Raw genomic sequence first — 16702 nt, 5'->3', positions numbered from 1 at the left:
GTTGAGAAGCGTTCCGTTACACCAGACGAAATGCAAAGTGACTTTCGCGGCGGGCCGGCAATCCCTAGATAACGCTGGTTTTCCATCGGGACTGGTTTTCCAGGTGAATCGGGGGCAGGCGCATGTGCGGTATCGTCGGAATTGTCGGCCAGAGCCAAGTCGCGCCGCTCATTGTCGATGCTTTGAAGCGGCTTGAATATCGTGGCTATGACTCCGCCGGAGTCGCCACCGTCGAGAAAGGTGCGCTCGGCCGCCGCCGCGCCGAAGGCAAGCTCATCAACCTCGAACGCCGGCTGAAGGAAGAACCGCTCGACGGCACCATCGGCATCGGCCACACGCGATGGGCGACCCATGGCGTGCCCAACGAGACCAACGCCCATCCGCATTTTTCCAACGGCGTCGCCATCGTTCACAACGGCATCATCGAGAATTTCGCCGAGTTGCGCGATGAGCTGATCCGCGACGGCTATTCCTTCTCGTCGCAGACCGACACCGAGGTCGTAGCGCATCTGGTGGCGCGCGAACTGGCCAAGGGGCTGAAGCCGATCGAGGCCGCGCACCAGGCGCTGAAGCGGCTGGAAGGCGCCTTTGCGCTGGCCATCATGTTCACCGGCGACGAGGACCTCATCGTCGGCGCCCGCAATGGTCCGCCTCTGGCCGTCGGCCATGGCGATGGCGAGATGTTTCTGGGCTCCGACGCCATCGCGCTGGCGCCGTTCACCAATTCCATCACCTACCTCGAAGACGGCGACTGGGCGGTGGTGCGCCGCGATGGCGTCACCATCTTCGACATCGACGGCAAAGAGGTTGCCCGCAAGCGCCAGCAATCACTGTCGACCAGCTTCATGGTCGACAAGGGCAACCGCCGCCATTTCATGGAAAAGGAAATCCATGAACAGCCCGAAGTGATCTCGCATACGCTGGCGCACTATGTCGATTTCGTCTCTGGCGTGTCGAAGCCGCTGGAACTGCCGTTCGACTTTGCCAAGATCGGCCGGCTGGCGATCTCGGCCTGCGGCACCGCCTATCTAGCCGGCCTGATCAGCAAATACTGGTTCGAGCGCTATGCGCGGCTGCCGGTCGACATCGATGTCGCCTCGGAATTCCGCTACCGCGAAATGCCGTTATCGGCGGATGATGCCGCCTTCTTCATCTCGCAGTCCGGCGAAACCGCCGACACGCTGGCCTCGCTGCGCTATTGCCGCAAGGCGGGCATGAAGATCGGCGCCATCGTCAATGTGCGCGAATCGACCATGGCGCGCGAATCCGACGTCGTGCTGCCGACGCTGGCCGGGCCGGAGATCGGCGTCGCCTCGACCAAGGCTTTCACCTGCCAGCTTTCGGTGCTGGCCTCGCTGGCGGTGCGTGCGGGTGTGGCGCGCGGCACGATCTCGAAGGATGAGGAAAAGACGCTGGTGCGCGCTCTTTCGGAGGCGCCTCGCTACGCCAACCAGGTACTGAAGCTCGAAGAGCAGATCGAGCGCATCGCGCGCGAAATCTCGCGCTACAAGGACGTGCTCTATCTCGGACGCGACACCAATTTCCCGCTGGCCATGGAAGGCGCGCTGAAACTCAAGGAAATCTCTTACATCCATGCCGAGGGTTATGCCGCGGGCGAACTGAAGCACGGGCCGATCGCGCTGATCGACGAGAACATGCCGGTCATCGTCATCGCGCCGCATGATCGCATCTTCGAAAAAACCGTGTCGAACATGCAGGAAGTGGCGGCGCGCGGCGGCAAGATCATCCTGATCACCGACGCCAAGGGCGCGGCGCAGGTCAGCGTCAAGACGATGGAGACGATCATCCTGCCCGACGTGCCGGAAATCATCTCGCCGATCATCTATGCGCTGCCGATCCAGATGCTGGCCTACTACGCCGCCGTGTTCATGGGGACGGACGTCGACCAGCCGCGCAACCTGGCGAAATCGGTGACGGTGGAGTAGTCGGCGCTCATCGGGGGTCTAAAAAACTTCGCAGTTCCAAAGCGCCGTCCGCTTCACTAGTGTGGCGCTGCAACCCGCGTCCCCGGTGAACCATGTCCGATGCTCCCAGAACTTCAGGCATGACCCGGCTGAGGAACTATTTCCTCACAGGCTTTATCGTCTGCGCGCCGCTGGCGATCACCGCCTATATCGCCTGGTCGTTCGTCGGCTGGGTCGATTCCTGGGTGAAGCCGTACATTCCGGCGCGCTACAGCCCCGACACCTATTTGCCGTTTCCGGTGCCCGGCTTCGGCCTGATCGTGGCGCTCGTGCTGATCACGCTGATCGGCTTCATGACCGCCAACATCGTCGGTCGCGCCATCGTCAATTTCGGCGAACGGCTGCTTGGCCGTATGCCGCTGGTGCGCGGCATCTACGGTTCGCTGAAGCAGATTTTCCAGACGGTGCTGTCGAACAAGGGCGATATGTTCCGCCAGGTCGGGCTGGTCGAATATCCGCGAAAAGGCGTCTGGTCGCTGGTCTTCGTCGCCAGCGAGAAGGAAACCGAGATCAACCAGAAGCTCGACCATGCAGGCGACCCGATGATCGCCGTGTTCATGCCGTGCACGCCGAACCCTACCACCGGTTTCCTGATGTACGTGCCGAAATCCGACATCGTGCTGCTCGACATGACGATCGAGGACGGCGCCAGGCTGATCGTCTCGGCCGGGCTGGTGGCGCCCGAAGTCAAGCCGAAAATGGTGACTATGAACGGCCAGCCGATCGACGGAGATCTCGCCAACCCGCCGCTTGGCGGGCTGATCGCCGAGGGCGCTCAGCCGGCGCGCAAGAGCCGTACGGCCTCGTCGCGGCCGAACAAATAGAGCAGCAGGCGCAGCGCCTCGCCGCGCTCAGACTGTAGTTCCGGGTCGCGCGACAGGATCAGCCTTGCATCGTCGCGGGCTGCTTCGAGCAAGTCGGCGTGCACCTCGATGCGCGCCACCTGGAAGCCCGGCGTGCCGGACTGGCGGGTGCCGAGCAATTCGCCTTCGCCGCGCAGCTTCAGATCCTCTTCGGCGATCAGGAAACCGTCCTCGGTCTCGCGCATCACCGACAGCCGGCGTTTTGCCGTCTCGCCGAGCGGGTCCTTGTAAAGCAGCACGCAGGAAGAAGGCTTGTCGCCGCGGCCGACGCGGCCGCGCAACTGGTGCAGTTGCGCCAGGCCAAAACGTTCGGCATGCTCGATGACCATGATGGTTGCATCCGGCACGTCGACGCCGACCTCGATAACGGTGGTGGCGATCAGGATGCGGGTTTCGCCGGCCTTGAAGGCGCGCATCGCCTCGTCCTTTTCGGCGCCCTTCATGCGGCCATGGACGAGGCCGATGCGATCGCCGAACAAGGGCTGCAGCGAGGCAAAACGGTCCTCGGCCGACATCAGCTTGATCTCTTCGGATTCCTCGACCAGCGGGCAGATCCAGTAGATCTTCTGGCCGTCGGCAACGGCATCAAGCATGCGCCCGACCAGTTCGTCCAGCCGTTCCAGCGGCAGCGTGACGGTGCGGATCGGCTGGCGGCCGATCGGTTTTTCCGTCAGCTTGGAGACGTCCATGTCGCCGAAGGCGGTCAGCACCAGAGTGCGCGGGATCGGCGTCGCCGTCATCACCAGCATGTCGGGGGCGTCGCCCTTGGCGGTGATGGCAAGCCGCTGGTGGACGCCGAAGCGGTGTTGCTCGTCGACCACGGCAAAGACGAGGTCGTGATAGGTCACCGTTTCCTGGAACAGCGCATGGGTGCCGACGACGATGTCGATGTCGCCGCTGGCCAGGCCCGCCAGCGTATCGGCGCGCTCGCGGCCCTTTTCGCGGCCGGTGAGGATGGCGACGCGCAGGCCGGCCTGTTCGGCCAAAGGCGTGATCGTCGCCAGATGCTGGCGCGCCAGGATCTCGGTCGGCGCCATCAATGCCGCCTGGCCACCGGCCTCGACTGCGCGCCCCATGGCCAGCAGCGCCACCACCGTCTTGCCGGAGCCGACATCGCCTTGCAGCAGGCGCAGCATGCGCTCGGGGTCGGCCAGATCGGCATTGATTTCGGCAAGCGCGAATTCCTGGCTGCCGGTCAATGAATAGTGCAGGGCTGCGCGCAGTTTCTCGACGATGCGACCGTCGCCGATCAGCGGCCGCCCCGACAGCCGGCGCACTTTTGCCCGCACCAATGCCAGCGACACCTGGCCGGCGAGAAGCTCGTCATAGGCAAGGCGGCGCCATGCCACCCCCTCGATGGCGACATCGATCGGGTCCGCGGGATAGTGGATGCGGGCGAGCGCGTCGGCGAAGGCGGGGAAAGTCTGCTTGCGCATGAAGGCGCCGTCCTGCCATTCCGGCAATTCCGGCAGCCGGCCGAGCGCCTGGCCGATGGCGCGGCGCAGTACCTTGCCCGACAGGCCGGCGGTCAGCGGATAGACCGGTTCGACCAGCGGCAGTGTTTCCGCCTCGCTCACCAGGGCGACATGGTCGGGATGGACCATGGTCGGGCGGCCGTTGAACCAATCCATGCGGCCGGAGACGACGACATGCTCGCCCACCGGCATCGCCTTTTCGAGATAGGCGGCATGGGCGTGGAAAAAGATCAGGCCGATCTCGCCGGTGTCGTCATGGGCATAGACGCGGTAAGGCACCGACCGGTTGCCGCGCGGCGGCGGCTGGTGGCGGTCGATGCGCACGTCGAGCGTGACGATGGCGCCGGCCGGCGCAAGCGCGATGCCGGGACGATTGCGGCGGTCGATGACGGTGTGCGGCAGCACGAACAACAGGTCGCCCGCGCGCGCCGGCCGTTCGCCGAGATCGGCCGCCACCACCTTCTCGATCAGAGCGCCAACCTTGGGGCCGACGCCGGCAAGCGAAGTGATGGGGACGAAGAGAGGGTCGAGGAGGGAGGGGCGCATGCCTTTACCCTCCCCCCTGTGGGGAGGGTCGATCCGCGAAGCGGAGCGGGGTGGGGGTAGGTGCGCGTCTAACTTCAGAAGAAGGCGGCGCACCAGCGCCGCACCCCGTCTCACCCGCTTCGCTTTGCGAAGCGTGCTCGCCGACCCTCCCCAAAAGGGGGAGGGTGAAGTGCGGGCGGTGTCCGGCACCAGCGTTGTCAGGAGTGTTCTTCACACCCGGGATGTTTAGCCGCCCACCCGTGCGTTGCAAGGCTGACACCGCCCTCTATCCACGCTATATGCGCCGCACCAAGCAAGGATGCGGCACGATGACCGGGACGAAACGATCGAGCGAGGGGCTGGATATCAGGCGCCGCAAGCTGTTGTTCCGCTCCTGGCATCGCGGGATGCGCGAGATGGACCTTATCCTCGGTACGTTTGCCGACAACGAGATCGGCGCCTTGACCGGCGATGAAATCGACCAATATGAAAGGCTGCTCGACATTCCCGACACCGAATTCCTGCCCATGGTCACCGGCGAACGCCCGGTTCCCAGGAATATCGACTGTGCCGTCCTGCAAAAGATCCTGGCATCGCGCCGGACCATGACATTTTAAACGTGCAACCATGAGCCTCATTCCCAAAATCGGTCTGCCGAAAGGCCGTGCCGGCCAGTTCATCGTCGACGGCGTTGCCGATGGCTACGAAGCCTTTGCGCTGGTGCAGGCGATCCATGAGATTGCGCCTGACAAACCGGTGCTGTTCGTGGCGCGCGACGGCCAGCGCCTGCCGTCGATCATCGAGGCGCTGACCTTTGCCGCCCCCGGCCTGCCGGTGCTGGAGTTGCCGGCCTGGGATTGCCTGCCCTATGACCGCGTTTCGCCAGGCTCCGATGCCGCTGCCAAGCGGCTCGATGCGCTGACGGCGATGATCGCGCTGGCGAAAAAGCCGCATCGCGCCGTCATCCTGACAACTGCCAATGCGCTGCTGCAGCGCATTCCGCCGGCCGATCTGGTCGAAGCGCAGACTTTCCACGCAAGGCCCGGCAACCAGATCGACATGAACGCGCTGGTGTCCCGGCTGGAGATTTCCGGCTTCGAGCGGGTGCCGACGGTGCGCGGTATCGGCGAATTCGCCGTGCGCGGCGGCATCCTCGACCTCTACGCACCCGGCTGGACGGAAGCACTGCGGCTCGATTTCTTCGGCGACACGCTGGAATCGATCCGCGTCTTCGACGCCGCCACGCAGCGCACCACCGGCCAGCGCAAGTCGATGGCGCTGCAGGCGATGAGTGAAGTGGCGCTGACCCCCGAAACCATCAGCCGCTTCCGCCGCTCCTATATCGAAGCCTTTGGCGCGCCGCAGCGCGACGACGGCCTTTATGCGGCGGTGAGCGAAGGGCGGCGCTTTGCCGGCATGGAGCACTGGCTGCCGCTGTTCTACGAGCGGCTGGAGACAGTGTTTGATTATCTGCCGGATGCGCCTGTCATCTTCGACCATCTGGCGCACGAAGCGCTGGCTGAGCGTCACACGCTGATCCTCGACCACTACGAAGCGCGCCGCAAACAGGCCGACGCCGCCTTGAAGGACGCCGTGCCCTACAAGCCGGTGGCGCCGGACCTGCTCTATCTCTCACCGGAAAACCTCGTAGCGTCGCTCGGACCGCGCGAAGCCATCGACTTCACCGCCTTCGACGCGCCCGATGTCGGGGCCAAGAAGGTCTTCCATGGCGGCTCGCGCCATGGCCGCAGCTTCGCCGAAGAACGTGCCGACCCCAACGCCAACGTCTTCGACGTCGTGGTGAAGCATATTGCCGACGAGCGCGCGGCGCGCCGCCGCGTGATTGTCGCCGGCTGGACCGAAGGCTCGCTCGACCGGTTGGGCCAGATTCTCGCCGAGCATCATCTCGGCAATCTCGTGCCGGTGGCAACGCTGGCCGAGGCGGAAAAGCTCGAGCCGGGGCAGGCGGCACTCGCCGTGCTGCCGCTGGAATCCGGCTTCGAGACCGAACAGCTGGTTGTCGTCGCCGAGCAGGACATTCTGGGCGACCGGCTGATCCGCCGCTCGAAGCGCAAGAAGCGCGCTTCGGATTTCGTTGCCGAGGCCTCGTCTCTGTCGGCCGGCGACATCGTCGTCCACGCCGATCACGGCATTGGCCGCTTCATCGGCCTGCGCACCATCGAGGCGGTCGGCGCGCCGCATGACTGCCTGGAAATCCACTATGCCGGCGACGACCGGCTGTTCCTGCCGGTGGAAAACATCGAGCTTCTGTCGCGCTACGGCTCTGACACAGCCGAGGCGACGCTGGACAAGCTCGGCGGCGGCGCCTGGCAGTCGCGCAAGGCGCGGCTGAAGAAGCGCCTGCTCGACATGGCCGGACAGCTGATCCGCATTGCCGCCGAGCGCCAGATGCGTACCGCGCCGCCCATGGTGCCGGCGGAAGGGCTTTACGGCGAATTCTCGGCGCGCTTTCCCTATGAGGAGACCGACGACCAGCAGGGCGCGATCGATGCCGTCGTGGACGATCTCGGCGCCGGCAAGCCGATGGACCGGCTGATCTGCGGCGATGTCGGCTTCGGCAAGACCGAAGTGGCGTTGCGCGCCGCCTTCATCGCGGCGATGGAAGGGTTCCAGGTCGCGGTCGTGGTGCCGACGACGCTGTTGTCGCGCCAGCATTTCAAGACTTTTTCGCAGCGCTTCTCCGGCCTGCCGATCCGCGTCGGCCAGGCCTCGCGGCTGGTCGGCGCCAAGGAACTGGCGGAAACCAAGAAAGCCATCGCCGAGGGGCAGGTCGACATCGTCATCGGCACCCATGCACTGCTCGGGTCGGCGATCTCGTTCAAGAATCTCGGCCTGCTGATCATCGACGAGGAGCAGCATTTTGGCGTCAAGCACAAGGAACGGCTGAAGGACCTCAAGACCGACGTCCACGTGCTGACGCTGTCGGCGACGCCGATCCCGCGCACGCTGCAGCTTGCCTTGACCGGCGTGCGCGAACTGTCGCTGATCGCCACGCCGCCGGTCGACCGCATGGCGGTGCGCACCTTCATCTCGCCTTTCGACCCGCTGGTCATCCGCGAGACGCTGCTGCGCGAACGCTACCGCGGCGGCCATTCCTTCTATGTCGTTCCGCGCATCAGCGATCTCGCCGAAATCCATGATTTCCTGCGCGAATCCGTCCCCGAGCTGAAGGTGGCGGTGGCCCATGGCCAGATGCCGCCGGGCGAACTCGACGACATCATGAACGCCTTCTATGACGGCCAGTACGACGTGCTGTTGTCGACCACCATCGTCGAATCCGGGCTCGACATTCCGACCGCCAACACGCTGATCATCCATCGCGCCGATATGTTCGGCCTGTCGCAGCTCTACCAGCTGCGCGGCCGCGTCGGCCGTTCCAAGGTGCGGGCATATGCGTTGTTCACGCTGCCGGCCAATCGCAAGCTCACCGACACCGCCGAGCGCCGGCTGAAGGTGCTGCAATCGCTGGACACGCTTGGCGCCGGCTTCCAGCTCGCCAGCCACGACCTCGACATCAGGGGCGCCGGCAATCTGCTCGGCGAAGAACAATCCGGACACATCAAGGAGGTCGGCTTTGAGCTCTACCAGCAGATGCTGGAGGAGGCGGTGGCCGAGGTGAAGGATTCCGGTGAGGTGCAGGATGGCGGCTGGTCGCCGCAGATCGCGGTGGGCACGGCGGTCATGATCCCGGAAAGCTACGTGCCGGACCTTCAGCTCAGGCTGGCGCTCTACCGCCGCCTTGGCGATCTCGAAAACACCGAGGAGATCGATGCTTTCGGCGCCGAGCTGATCGACCGCTTCGGCCCGCTGCCGGAGGAAGTGAAGCATCTGCTCAAGATCGTCTTCATCAAGGCACTCTGCCGCAGGGCCAATGTCGAAAAACTCGATGCCGGCCCCAAGGGCGTCGTCATCCATTTCCGCAAGCGCGAGTTTTCCAACCCGGTCGGGCTGGTCAAGTACATCGGCGAACAGGGCTCGCTGGCCAAGATCAGGGCCGACCACAGCGTGGTCTTCATCCGCGACTGGCCGACGGCGGAGAAGCGCCTGGCGGGCTCGGCGGTCGTCATGACGCAACTGGCGCGGCTGGTGGAGAAGGCCGCATAGCCCGCCGGCTACCATTCGCCAGCGCTTGAATTCCGGTCTAGAATAGGAAATCGGCTTCGTGTATGGAGCCGCCATCCCCATATGGGGCGGGAATGGCGGGCAAAAGACCTGCTGGAAAGAGCGTTTGGGTGCAGCGATGACGAAATGGTCGCCGAATTCTTGGAGAGCGAAGCCGATCAAGCAGGTTCCTGCCTATCCGGACCTTGCCGCGCTGAAGAACACCGAAGCTCAGCTCGCCACCTTTCCGCCGCTGGTTTTTGCCGGTGAGGCGCGCAAGCTGAAGAAGCAGCTTGCGGCTGTGGCTGCCGGTGATGCATTCCTTCTGCAGGGCGGCGATTGCGCCGAGAGTTTCGCCGAGCATGGCGCGGACAACATCCGCGACTTCTTCCGCGTCTTCTTGCAGATGTCGGTGGTGCTGACCTTCGCCGGCGCGCAGCCGGTGGTGAAGGTCGGCCGCGTCGCCGGCCAGTTCGCCAAGCCGCGCTCGTCCGACAATGAGACCAAGGGCGAAGTGACGCTGCCGAGCTACCGTGGCGACATCATCAATGGCATCGAGTTCGACCCGAAGTCGCGCATTCCCGACCCGGCCCGCCAGGAGATGGCCTACCGCCAGTCGGCGGCGACGCTCAACTTGTTGCGCGCCTTCGCCCAGGGCGGCTATGCCAGCCTTGAGAACGTGCATAGCTGGATGCTGGGTTTCGTCTCCGACAGCCCGCAGGGCGAGAAATACGGCAAGCTCGCGAACCGCATCACCGAGACGATGGACTTCATGAAGGCCGTCGGCATCACCTCGGAAACCAACTACGCCTTGCGCGAGACCGATTTCTACACCAGCCACGAAGCGCTGTTGCTCGGCTATGAAGAGGCGCTGACCCGCGTCGATTCGACGTCGGGCGACTGGTATGCAACCTCTGGCCACATGATCTGGATCGGCGACCGAACCCGCCAGCCCGACCATGCCCATGTCGAATATTGCCGCGGCATCAAGAACCCGCTCGGCCTCAAATGCGGCCCGTCGCTGACGCCGGATGGCTTGCTGGAACTGATCGACCTGCTCAATCCGGAGAACGAGCCGGGCCGGCTGACGCTGATCGCACGCTTCGGCTCCGACAAGGTCGCCGACCATCTGCCGAAGCTGGTGCGCGCGGTGCAGAAGGAAGGCCGCAGCGTCGTCTGGTCATCAGATCCGATGCACGGCAACACGATCGAGGCCGCCGGCTACAAGACGCGGCCGTTCGACCGCATCCTCAAGGAAGTCCAGACCTTCTTCGAGGTGCATCGCGCCGAAGGCACGCATCCCGGCGGCATCCATGTCGAAATGACCGGCAAGAATGTTACCGAATGCACCGGCGGCGCCCGCGCCATCACCGCAGAGGAACTGCAGGATCGCTACCACACCCATTGCGACCCGCGCCTCAACGCCGACCAGGCGATCGAGCTGGCGTTCCTGGTGTCCGACCTCTTGAAGAAGACCCATCCGATCCAGCACAAGCAGGCCGTGAACGGCTGAGAGCCTGTTTTCAGAAACTGAAATGATAAGCGCCGGAGAAATCCGGCGCTTTTTCGTTTAGATCAACGCCCGCGTTCCCAGCGCAATCCGTTGAGCCGGGGATCGTTGGCAAAGGCGGTTCTGGAAAACTCGATCCGCTTCTCCGGAAATTCTGAGATGGCCTGGACGCCGAACGCGCCGAGCCGGATGCGCCAGGTATGCGGCTCCAGCGGCTTGGCCTTGGTAAAGCCGCGGCATGTCAGCAGCGCCACATTGACGCCCTTCGGGTCGCGCGCCGAACGGTAACGGATCGCCTCCAGCCCAGCCTCACGCGCGACATCGGCAATCGCCTGGCTGGCGGCATAGTCGGTCGGATGCGTCCACTCAGCCTGATCGCGGTCGAGTGGCGGCCGCGTGAGGTCGACAGCCTTGTCGGTGCGGATCGCGGCGGCGAAGGCGGTGTATTCGGCGGCGTCGTGCGGCCATGGCGTGTCGGGCGAATCGGCGAAGAACAACAAGCGGTAGAAGGCCATTTCGGCGACCGCCGTCATGATCGTCTCCGCGGCATAGTAGACACCCAGGGTGCGGCCAGCGCGGCGGAAGCGCGAGCCGTAGGGATAGATCGAGCCGTAGCGGAAGGGCGTCGCCAGGAGATAGTGGAGATGCCGGCATTCCATGGGGATCTGCGGCTTGGTCTCCTCGATCAGATCCTCGAGCAGCGCCTGTTCGTCCAGCGTGTCGACGATCTTCAGCGTCGAGACGCGGTGCTGCGCCTCGACCATGCGCCAGTATTTGGCGTCGAGCCGGACGGCTTCAGACGAGAGCGCGTCGGGAGTCCAGATAGGCAATGACATCGACAAGCCCGGTAATGGTGAGGATCTTTTCAAGCGGGCTGCCATCGAAAGCCGTGTTGGCGTTCTTCAGCCATGCCCGGGCTATCGTCTCGTCACCGCCGACAATGGCATCGAGCGAACGGAACAGCCGCACGAACAGCACCGCGAGTTCGAACGGCTTGGTGCCGCGCTCCAGCAGGAATTCCTGCCTGCGCATGCGTGAAACCGTGGCTTCCGAGACGCCGATGATCGACGCAAGCACCCTGGCGGTTATATCCAAGAGTTCGGCGGCGCGCAGCGTGGCCTTGGTCAGAACCGCGTTTTCGGCCGCCGTCGCGGTGAGATCAGGGGCGGCATTGGGTTGTGTAACAGACATGGCCTCTCTCTTTCCATGGAAAATATAGTCCACTGAAATTCATATGGAAAGAGGCGGGATCCGATAAATTTGCCTGTGCCCGGGAATTGGCTGCACGCCGAAGTGTCAGTCTTTCTTGTATAGCAGCCAGTTCTTGCCCGTGCGGCCGGCCATTGTCGAGTGCCGGGTGACGCGGTTGCGCCCGCCAACCTTGGAGCGGTAGAGCGCCCGGTCCGCCTTGGTGTAAAGATCCTCCGGGCTTTCCGCTTCGGAAGCCATGCAGATGCCCATGGAAACGGTCACCGTGCCGTAATTGGCGCCGGTCTGGCTGCTGGTGAACGGCGTCTGTTCGATCAGCACGCGGATGCGTTCGGCGATCTCGTAAGTGGTATCCTCGCTGGCGCCCTCGACGATCAGCGCGAATTCCTCCCCGCCGGTGCGGGCAACGAACATGTCTTCACGGATGCTGGTCTGGAAGATTTCAGCGACGATCTGGATGATCTTGTCGCCGACCGGGTGGCCGTAGCGATCGTTGACACCCTTGAAATGGTCGATGTCGGCAAGGATCAGGGCGTTGAACAGGATCCCCTTGTTGGAGGTGTAAATCGCCGTGATTTGCTTGTCGAAGGCGCGGCGGTTCCAGATATGGGTCAAGGGGTCGGTGTCGGCGAGCCGCTTGTACTCCTCAAGCTTCGACTTGACGCTCTCCAGTTCCGCCGTCTTGTCGCTCAGCGTGGTTGCAACCTGCTTGCCGTGGTCGAGGGTCGAGTTGGTGGCCGCCGCCATGGCGCTGGCGACCTTCTGCAGCAGATCCTGCGAAAGCAGGCTGCGGTTGGCGAGGCCACTCGATGTCTCATCGAGGATCTTGCCGTATTTCTCGATATGGCTACGTTCGCTGCGCAGCAGCAAGGCGATGTCCTCGAGTTCCCTGGCCAGCACGTCGCGCGCCTGCTCGACAATGCCGGGACCGTGATGCTGGGCAAAGAAAGCGCGGCCGATGCGGTCGAGATCGTCCTGCGTCGGCTGGTTGCCGAGCGCGACGACGGCCAGGCCGAGTTCGCGATTGGTGCCTTTCAGTGCTTCGTAGAAGATTTCGTAATTGCGCGGCAGGCCAAGCACGCCGAGCTGACGCATGGTCGCCACAACGGCTGTTGCAATGTCGCTGTTTCGGTCGGTCTGGACGGCTGCCGGCTGCATGTTCTGTTCACTCTGCCTCTGGGAACCATCGCAGACCGTGCGAGATGCCGCCGACCGGAGAGTGCCAGCCGTATTTCGGATCATCCTGCGAAAGACACGTCCCCAATCGCGACATTCGCTTGGCAACGACCATAGATGCGCCGGCGCTAAAGTTTCCTTAATGTGCCGCCAGGTAACGCGTCCGTTCTACCGCAGGCTGCAGAAATGGTTTGCAAAGATCCTGAGGTCAGGTCCGAACACGCCCACCCCATGTCGCATTTGCCGGTGCCCGGCTGCGGCAAAACTGAAATCCTCTCGGCCAGCGGCGAAGCCGTGGACGATGGCTGGTGGAGGTAGGGATGAGCAACAACCACAGCGGATCTTGCCTGTGTGGAGCCGTGCGTTTCCAGACGCGAGGGCCGTTGCGCGGCGTCATTTATTGCCACTGTTCGCAGTGCCGCAAGCAGAGCGGGCATTTTTACGCCGCGACCAACGTCGCCGACGGCGACATCACGATAACCGGCGCCGACAACATCAGCTGGTACGAATCGTCTTCCTTTGCCAAGCGCGGCTTTTGCAAGATCTGCGGCTCGGTGCTGTTCTGGAAGCCGGGTCAGGATGCCTATGTCTCAGTTCTGGCCGGATCGTTCGACAACCCGACCGGGCTCGAAGGCCAATGCCACATCTTTGTCGGCGACAAGGGCGACTACTATACGATCGACGATGGACTGCCGCAGTTCGAGAAGTCGACGCCGACGATCAAGGTTGCGGAGGAGTGATTTTGCGGCGGCTGCCTTATTCCCTTGATCCAGCCATTGCGATATCCCCTGCCGGTGATTCGAAGGGGATGCGGCATGCAGCGGCTGATCGGTGCTTACTTCAATTCTGTGCGAGCCTTTCGCAAGCTCGCCGCCAGCGAAAGGGCATTTCAGCAGGAACTGATGCTGCTGGTGCTGGCGCTGCCGCTCGGCTGGTTCGTCTCGGTCTCGTGGCGCGGCTACGCGCTGTTGATCGGCGCGGTGCTGCTGCTCATCATGGTCGAAGTGCTCAACACCGGCATCGAGGCAGCCTGCGATGCCTTCAGTCGCGAGTTCAACGTCGACATCCAGCTCGCCAAGGACTGCGGCTCGCTGGCGGTGCTGATTTCGGTTATTATCGTCGCCGGCGTCTGGGGAATCGCCCTCATCGAGCGCATCACGGGCCTACCGATCTGATCTGAACGCTCCCATATGTTAGTCACCAAAGGAGACTGACGTCGTGGAAGCCAATTTTCTGCTGCTTGAAAGAGCCGGCCTGCCGGAAGACCTGCGCTGGCTGGCGGAAAAATATCCGCGCGAGACATGGCGGGGCCACGCCAACATCCACGGCATGGCAAACATGTGGCTGCAGCGGCACGACATGTTCCGAGAGCTGGGCGGCATGCTCACCAACGGCATTGGCGACTATCGCGAAGGCAGGCTGACGGCGCCGGATTTCGCGCGCTGGTTCGCGCCGCGGCTGAACCACTTTCTCGGCAATCTCGACGGCCACCACAATGTCGAGGACTACCAATATTTCCCGGCTTTCGCCAAGGCGGAGCCGCGCCTGAAGCGCGGCTTCGAAATCCTCGATGCCGACCATCACACCATTCATGAGGGGCTGGAGCGCAACGCCGAGACGGCGAACGCCTTCATCCGCACGCTCGAGGAGAGCGAGGACAGGCAGCGCTTCGCCGCCGACGCCTATGCGGACGAGAACAGCCGGCTGATTGCCATGCTGAAGCGGCATCTGGCCGACGAGGAAGATCTCATCATCCCGCTGATCCTCGATCGCGGCGACCGGGCTCTGGTCGAGGACGACGACTGAACCTTACGATGTGGTTTCGCTGTCGCGGGCGTCCTTGGCGCGCTCCTTGCCGGCGACGGTGCGGGCGATGAGCCAGGCAAGGATGGCGACACCCAGACCTATGGCAAGCGCGATCAGCAGCCGTTCGTGATGGAGCAGTGCCTTGCCTATCATCTGCTCGGCGCCGAGGCCGAAGACGTAGCCGATGCCGCAGAACAAAGCCGCCCAGACCAGCGACGACACCGCGTTGAGGATAACGAAGCGCGCTACCGAAATGCTGGCGAAACCGGCCGCGATGCCGCCGACCAGGCGCAGGCCATAGATGTAGCGGTTGGACAGGACGAATATGTTGGGATGGGACGAGACGAGACGGTAGGCGTGGTTGAAGCCGGGCCTCGCCTTCAGTTTCAGCACCCTGGGATGGTCGGCAAAGCTGCGGCCGAGAACGAAGAAAAACGTGTCGCCGACGAAGGCGCCAATGGCGGCCGTGAGGAAAGCCTTCCAGAGGATGAAGACATGCTGATGGGCGAAGAAGCCGCCGAGGATGGCCGCACTTTCGCCTTCGGCGACACAGCCCATGAAAACCGCGATCAACCCATATTGCTCGATGAGGTGATGGACGATCCCGGTCATTGAGAGGTTTGCCGGCCCGACAGTTTTTCGTCTATGCGGTTCACCTGTTCGGCCAGGCGCGCGATGTCCTCGCGCACGCCGATGATCTGGCTGTGGCGCAGTTCGTCCAGCTTTTCATGCAGAGCCATGATCTCGATCTCGGCCTTGAGGTTGACCTCATAGTCATGCGCGGCGTCGATGCGGTCGCGCGCGGCCTGTCGGTTCTGCGACATCATGATCACCGGCGCCTGCAAGGCGGCGATCATCGACAGCACCAGGTTGAGGAAGATGAAGGGGTAGGGGTCGAACGAGTCTCGCCCGAGCAGCCACCAATTGGCGCCGATCCACAGCACCAGGAAAGCAATGAATGACAGGATGAACGTCCACGAGCCGCCGATGCGGGCAATGGCATCGGCGATCCGGTCGCCGGCGCCCTGAAGGCCGGTGAGGCTGTCGTTGATATCCTGCGAGATGGGCTTGCGGTCGACAGTGCTCTGCAACACCCGCCGCTCGAGCTCGCTGAGGGTTTCAGGCGTTCGCCTCAACCAGCGGTTGGCAAGTTCTGGCACGGTCTTGTGCATGGATGTCTCCATAGGAAAAGCGTCGGCTTGGCAGCCTTGTTTGCATATAGGAAGATGGCGTTTCGTCAAAAGCGCGGCGCGAGGATGCAGGATGCCCGATTTCGCGAAGATTCGCGCCCGTGCTGCAAAACGCAAAGGCGGCGACGCGGTGCTGACCTCGCTGCTCGGGCCGGCGCCTGACAATGCTGCGATTGCCGAAATTACGGACGATCGTATCCTGTCGACGATGGCCGAGCGGGTGTTTGCCGCCGGCTTCGTCTGGCGCGTCATCGAACAGAAATGGCCGGGCTTCGAGGAAGCCTTTCTCCATTTCGAGCCGAAACGGCTGTTGTTTCAACCTGATGACTTCTGGCACGACCTGACGGCTGATCAACGCATTGTGCGCAACCCGCAGAAGATCAAATCCGTCCGCGACAACGCCGCCTTCGTTGAGCGTGTGTCGAAGGAACATGGCGGTTTCGGCAAATTCCTCGCGGAGTGGCCTGACGACGACCAGGTCGGGCTGATGGCGTATCTCGGCAAGCATGGCAGCCGGCTTGGGCGGCAACACCGGCCAGTATTTCCTGCGCTGGCTGCAATGGGACGCCTTCGTCATCTCGGCCGATATGGTCGCGGCTTTGCGTGACGCCGGCCTCGACATCGCCGAAAGTCCGACGTCGAAGAGGGATCTCGACAGGATTCAGGCGCAGATCAACAAATGGGCGCAGGAAACCGGCCTGCCGCGCCGGCACCTTTCGCGCATTCTGGCGATGTCGATCGGAGAGAACCATTCGCCGCAATCGCCGCGCGAATATATGGGCGACGACTGATCACCGAATTGGTCCAAACGAACGCCATTGCTCGGGCAAATTTGCCGCGC

At 63.3% G+C, this 16702-nt stretch carries 14 protein-coding genes and 1 pseudogene; 9 read left to right on the top strand and 6 right to left on the bottom strand.

Features of this window, described 5'->3' with window-relative positions; translation table 11 throughout:
* The first annotated feature begins 122 nt into the window (after positions 1-122).
* Both glmS and NKI31_RS02550 read left to right on the top strand, forming a co-directional pair.
* Positions 123-1946, top strand: a complete 1824-nt coding sequence (gene glmS, locus NKI31_RS02555; protein ID WP_023701181.1) for a glutamine--fructose-6-phosphate transaminase (isomerizing) — start codon at positions 123-125, stop codon at positions 1944-1946.
* A 92-nt stretch (positions 1947-2038) separates the two neighbouring features.
* Positions 2039-2809 (top strand): DUF502 domain-containing protein, encoded by a 771-nt coding sequence (locus NKI31_RS02550; protein WP_031193123.1) that lies wholly within the window; start codon positions 2039-2041, stop codon positions 2807-2809.
* On the opposite strand, the gene recG is transcribed toward NKI31_RS02550, so the two are convergent.
* Positions 2761-4869 carry an ATP-dependent DNA helicase RecG gene (gene recG, locus NKI31_RS02545; protein WP_352650263.1) on the bottom strand — a complete coding sequence of 703 codons (2109 nt, stop codon included), beginning with the start codon at positions 4867-4869 and terminating at the stop codon, positions 2761-2763. The genes NKI31_RS02550 and recG overlap by 49 nt on opposite strands.
* A 308-nt stretch (positions 4870-5177) precedes the next feature.
* Between recG and NKI31_RS02540 the strand changes: the two genes are divergently transcribed.
* The 3 genes from NKI31_RS02540 (at position 5178) to NKI31_RS02530 (ending at position 10483) form a co-directional block, all read left to right on the top strand.
* Positions 5178-5465: an FAD assembly factor SdhE gene (locus tag NKI31_RS02540; protein WP_023681561.1), complete on the top strand. Its 288-nt coding sequence runs from the start codon at positions 5178-5180 to the stop codon at positions 5463-5465.
* A gap of 10 nt (positions 5466-5475) precedes the next feature.
* Positions 5476-8973 carry a transcription-repair coupling factor gene (gene mfd, locus NKI31_RS02535; RefSeq protein WP_352650261.1) on the top strand — a complete coding sequence of 1166 codons (3498 nt, stop codon included), beginning with the start codon at positions 5476-5478 and terminating at the stop codon, positions 8971-8973.
* A 136-nt stretch (positions 8974-9109) separates the two neighbouring features.
* Positions 9110-10483 carry a class II 3-deoxy-7-phosphoheptulonate synthase gene (locus NKI31_RS02530; RefSeq protein ID WP_352650259.1) on the top strand — a complete coding sequence of 458 codons (1374 nt, stop codon included), beginning with the start codon at positions 9110-9112 and terminating at the stop codon, positions 10481-10483.
* Between the two features lie 62 nt (positions 10484-10545).
* Here NKI31_RS02530 and NKI31_RS02525 read toward each other — a convergent pair whose 3' ends face one another.
* From NKI31_RS02525 to NKI31_RS02515, 3 genes are all read right to left on the bottom strand, one after another.
* Entirely contained in the window at positions 10546-11316 is a 771-nt protein-coding gene (locus NKI31_RS02525) for an RES family NAD+ phosphorylase (RefSeq protein ID WP_352650257.1), read from the bottom strand.
* Positions 11276-11671 (bottom strand): MbcA/ParS/Xre antitoxin family protein, encoded by a 396-nt coding sequence (locus tag NKI31_RS02520; RefSeq protein ID WP_023667557.1) that lies wholly within the window; start codon positions 11669-11671, stop codon positions 11276-11278. Before NKI31_RS02520 ends, NKI31_RS02525 begins: the two co-directional genes overlap by 41 nt.
* 105 nt (positions 11672-11776) lie before the next feature.
* Complete coding sequence (locus tag NKI31_RS02515; protein ID WP_023681555.1) at positions 11777-12847, bottom strand: GGDEF domain-containing protein; 1071 nt, start codon at positions 12845-12847, stop codon at positions 11777-11779.
* Between the two features lie 338 nt (positions 12848-13185).
* Between NKI31_RS02515 and NKI31_RS02510 the strand changes: the two genes are divergently transcribed.
* The 3 genes from NKI31_RS02510 to NKI31_RS02500 all read left to right on the top strand — a co-directional run bounded on the left by NKI31_RS02510 (position 13186) and on the right by NKI31_RS02500 (position 14671).
* Positions 13186-13605: a GFA family protein gene (locus NKI31_RS02510; protein WP_023667555.1), complete on the top strand. Its 420-nt coding sequence runs from the start codon at positions 13186-13188 to the stop codon at positions 13603-13605.
* A 75-nt stretch (positions 13606-13680) separates the two neighbouring features.
* Entirely contained in the window at positions 13681-14040 is a 360-nt protein-coding gene (locus NKI31_RS02505) for a diacylglycerol kinase (protein WP_023681553.1), read from the top strand.
* A gap of 43 nt (positions 14041-14083) precedes the next feature.
* Positions 14084-14671, top strand: coding sequence for a hemerythrin domain-containing protein (locus NKI31_RS02500; protein ID WP_023708466.1), 588 nt, complete (start codon positions 14084-14086; stop codon positions 14669-14671).
* A 3-nt stretch (positions 14672-14674) separates the two neighbouring features.
* Here the strand turns inward: NKI31_RS02500 and NKI31_RS02495 are convergent, their stop codons facing one another.
* Complete coding sequence (locus NKI31_RS02495; protein WP_023704560.1) at positions 14675-15283, bottom strand: DedA family protein; 609 nt, start codon at positions 15281-15283, stop codon at positions 14675-14677.
* Positions 15280-15843, bottom strand: a complete 564-nt coding sequence (locus NKI31_RS02490; protein ID WP_023667551.1) for a DUF1003 domain-containing protein — start codon at positions 15841-15843, stop codon at positions 15280-15282. Before NKI31_RS02490 ends, NKI31_RS02495 begins: the two co-directional genes overlap by 4 nt.
* A gap of 91 nt (positions 15844-15934) precedes the next feature.
* Here NKI31_RS02490 and NKI31_RS02485 point away from each other — a divergent pair.
* Positions 15935-16652: pseudogene (locus NKI31_RS02485) on the top strand (DNA-3-methyladenine glycosylase I).
* Positions 16653-16702 lie beyond the last annotated feature (50 nt).

It is taken from the genome of Mesorhizobium sp. M0659 (genome assembly GCF_040320605.1).
Classification (GTDB): domain Bacteria; phylum Pseudomonadota; class Alphaproteobacteria; order Rhizobiales; family Rhizobiaceae; genus Mesorhizobium.
This window is presented reverse-complemented; position numbering and strand designations above follow the sequence as displayed.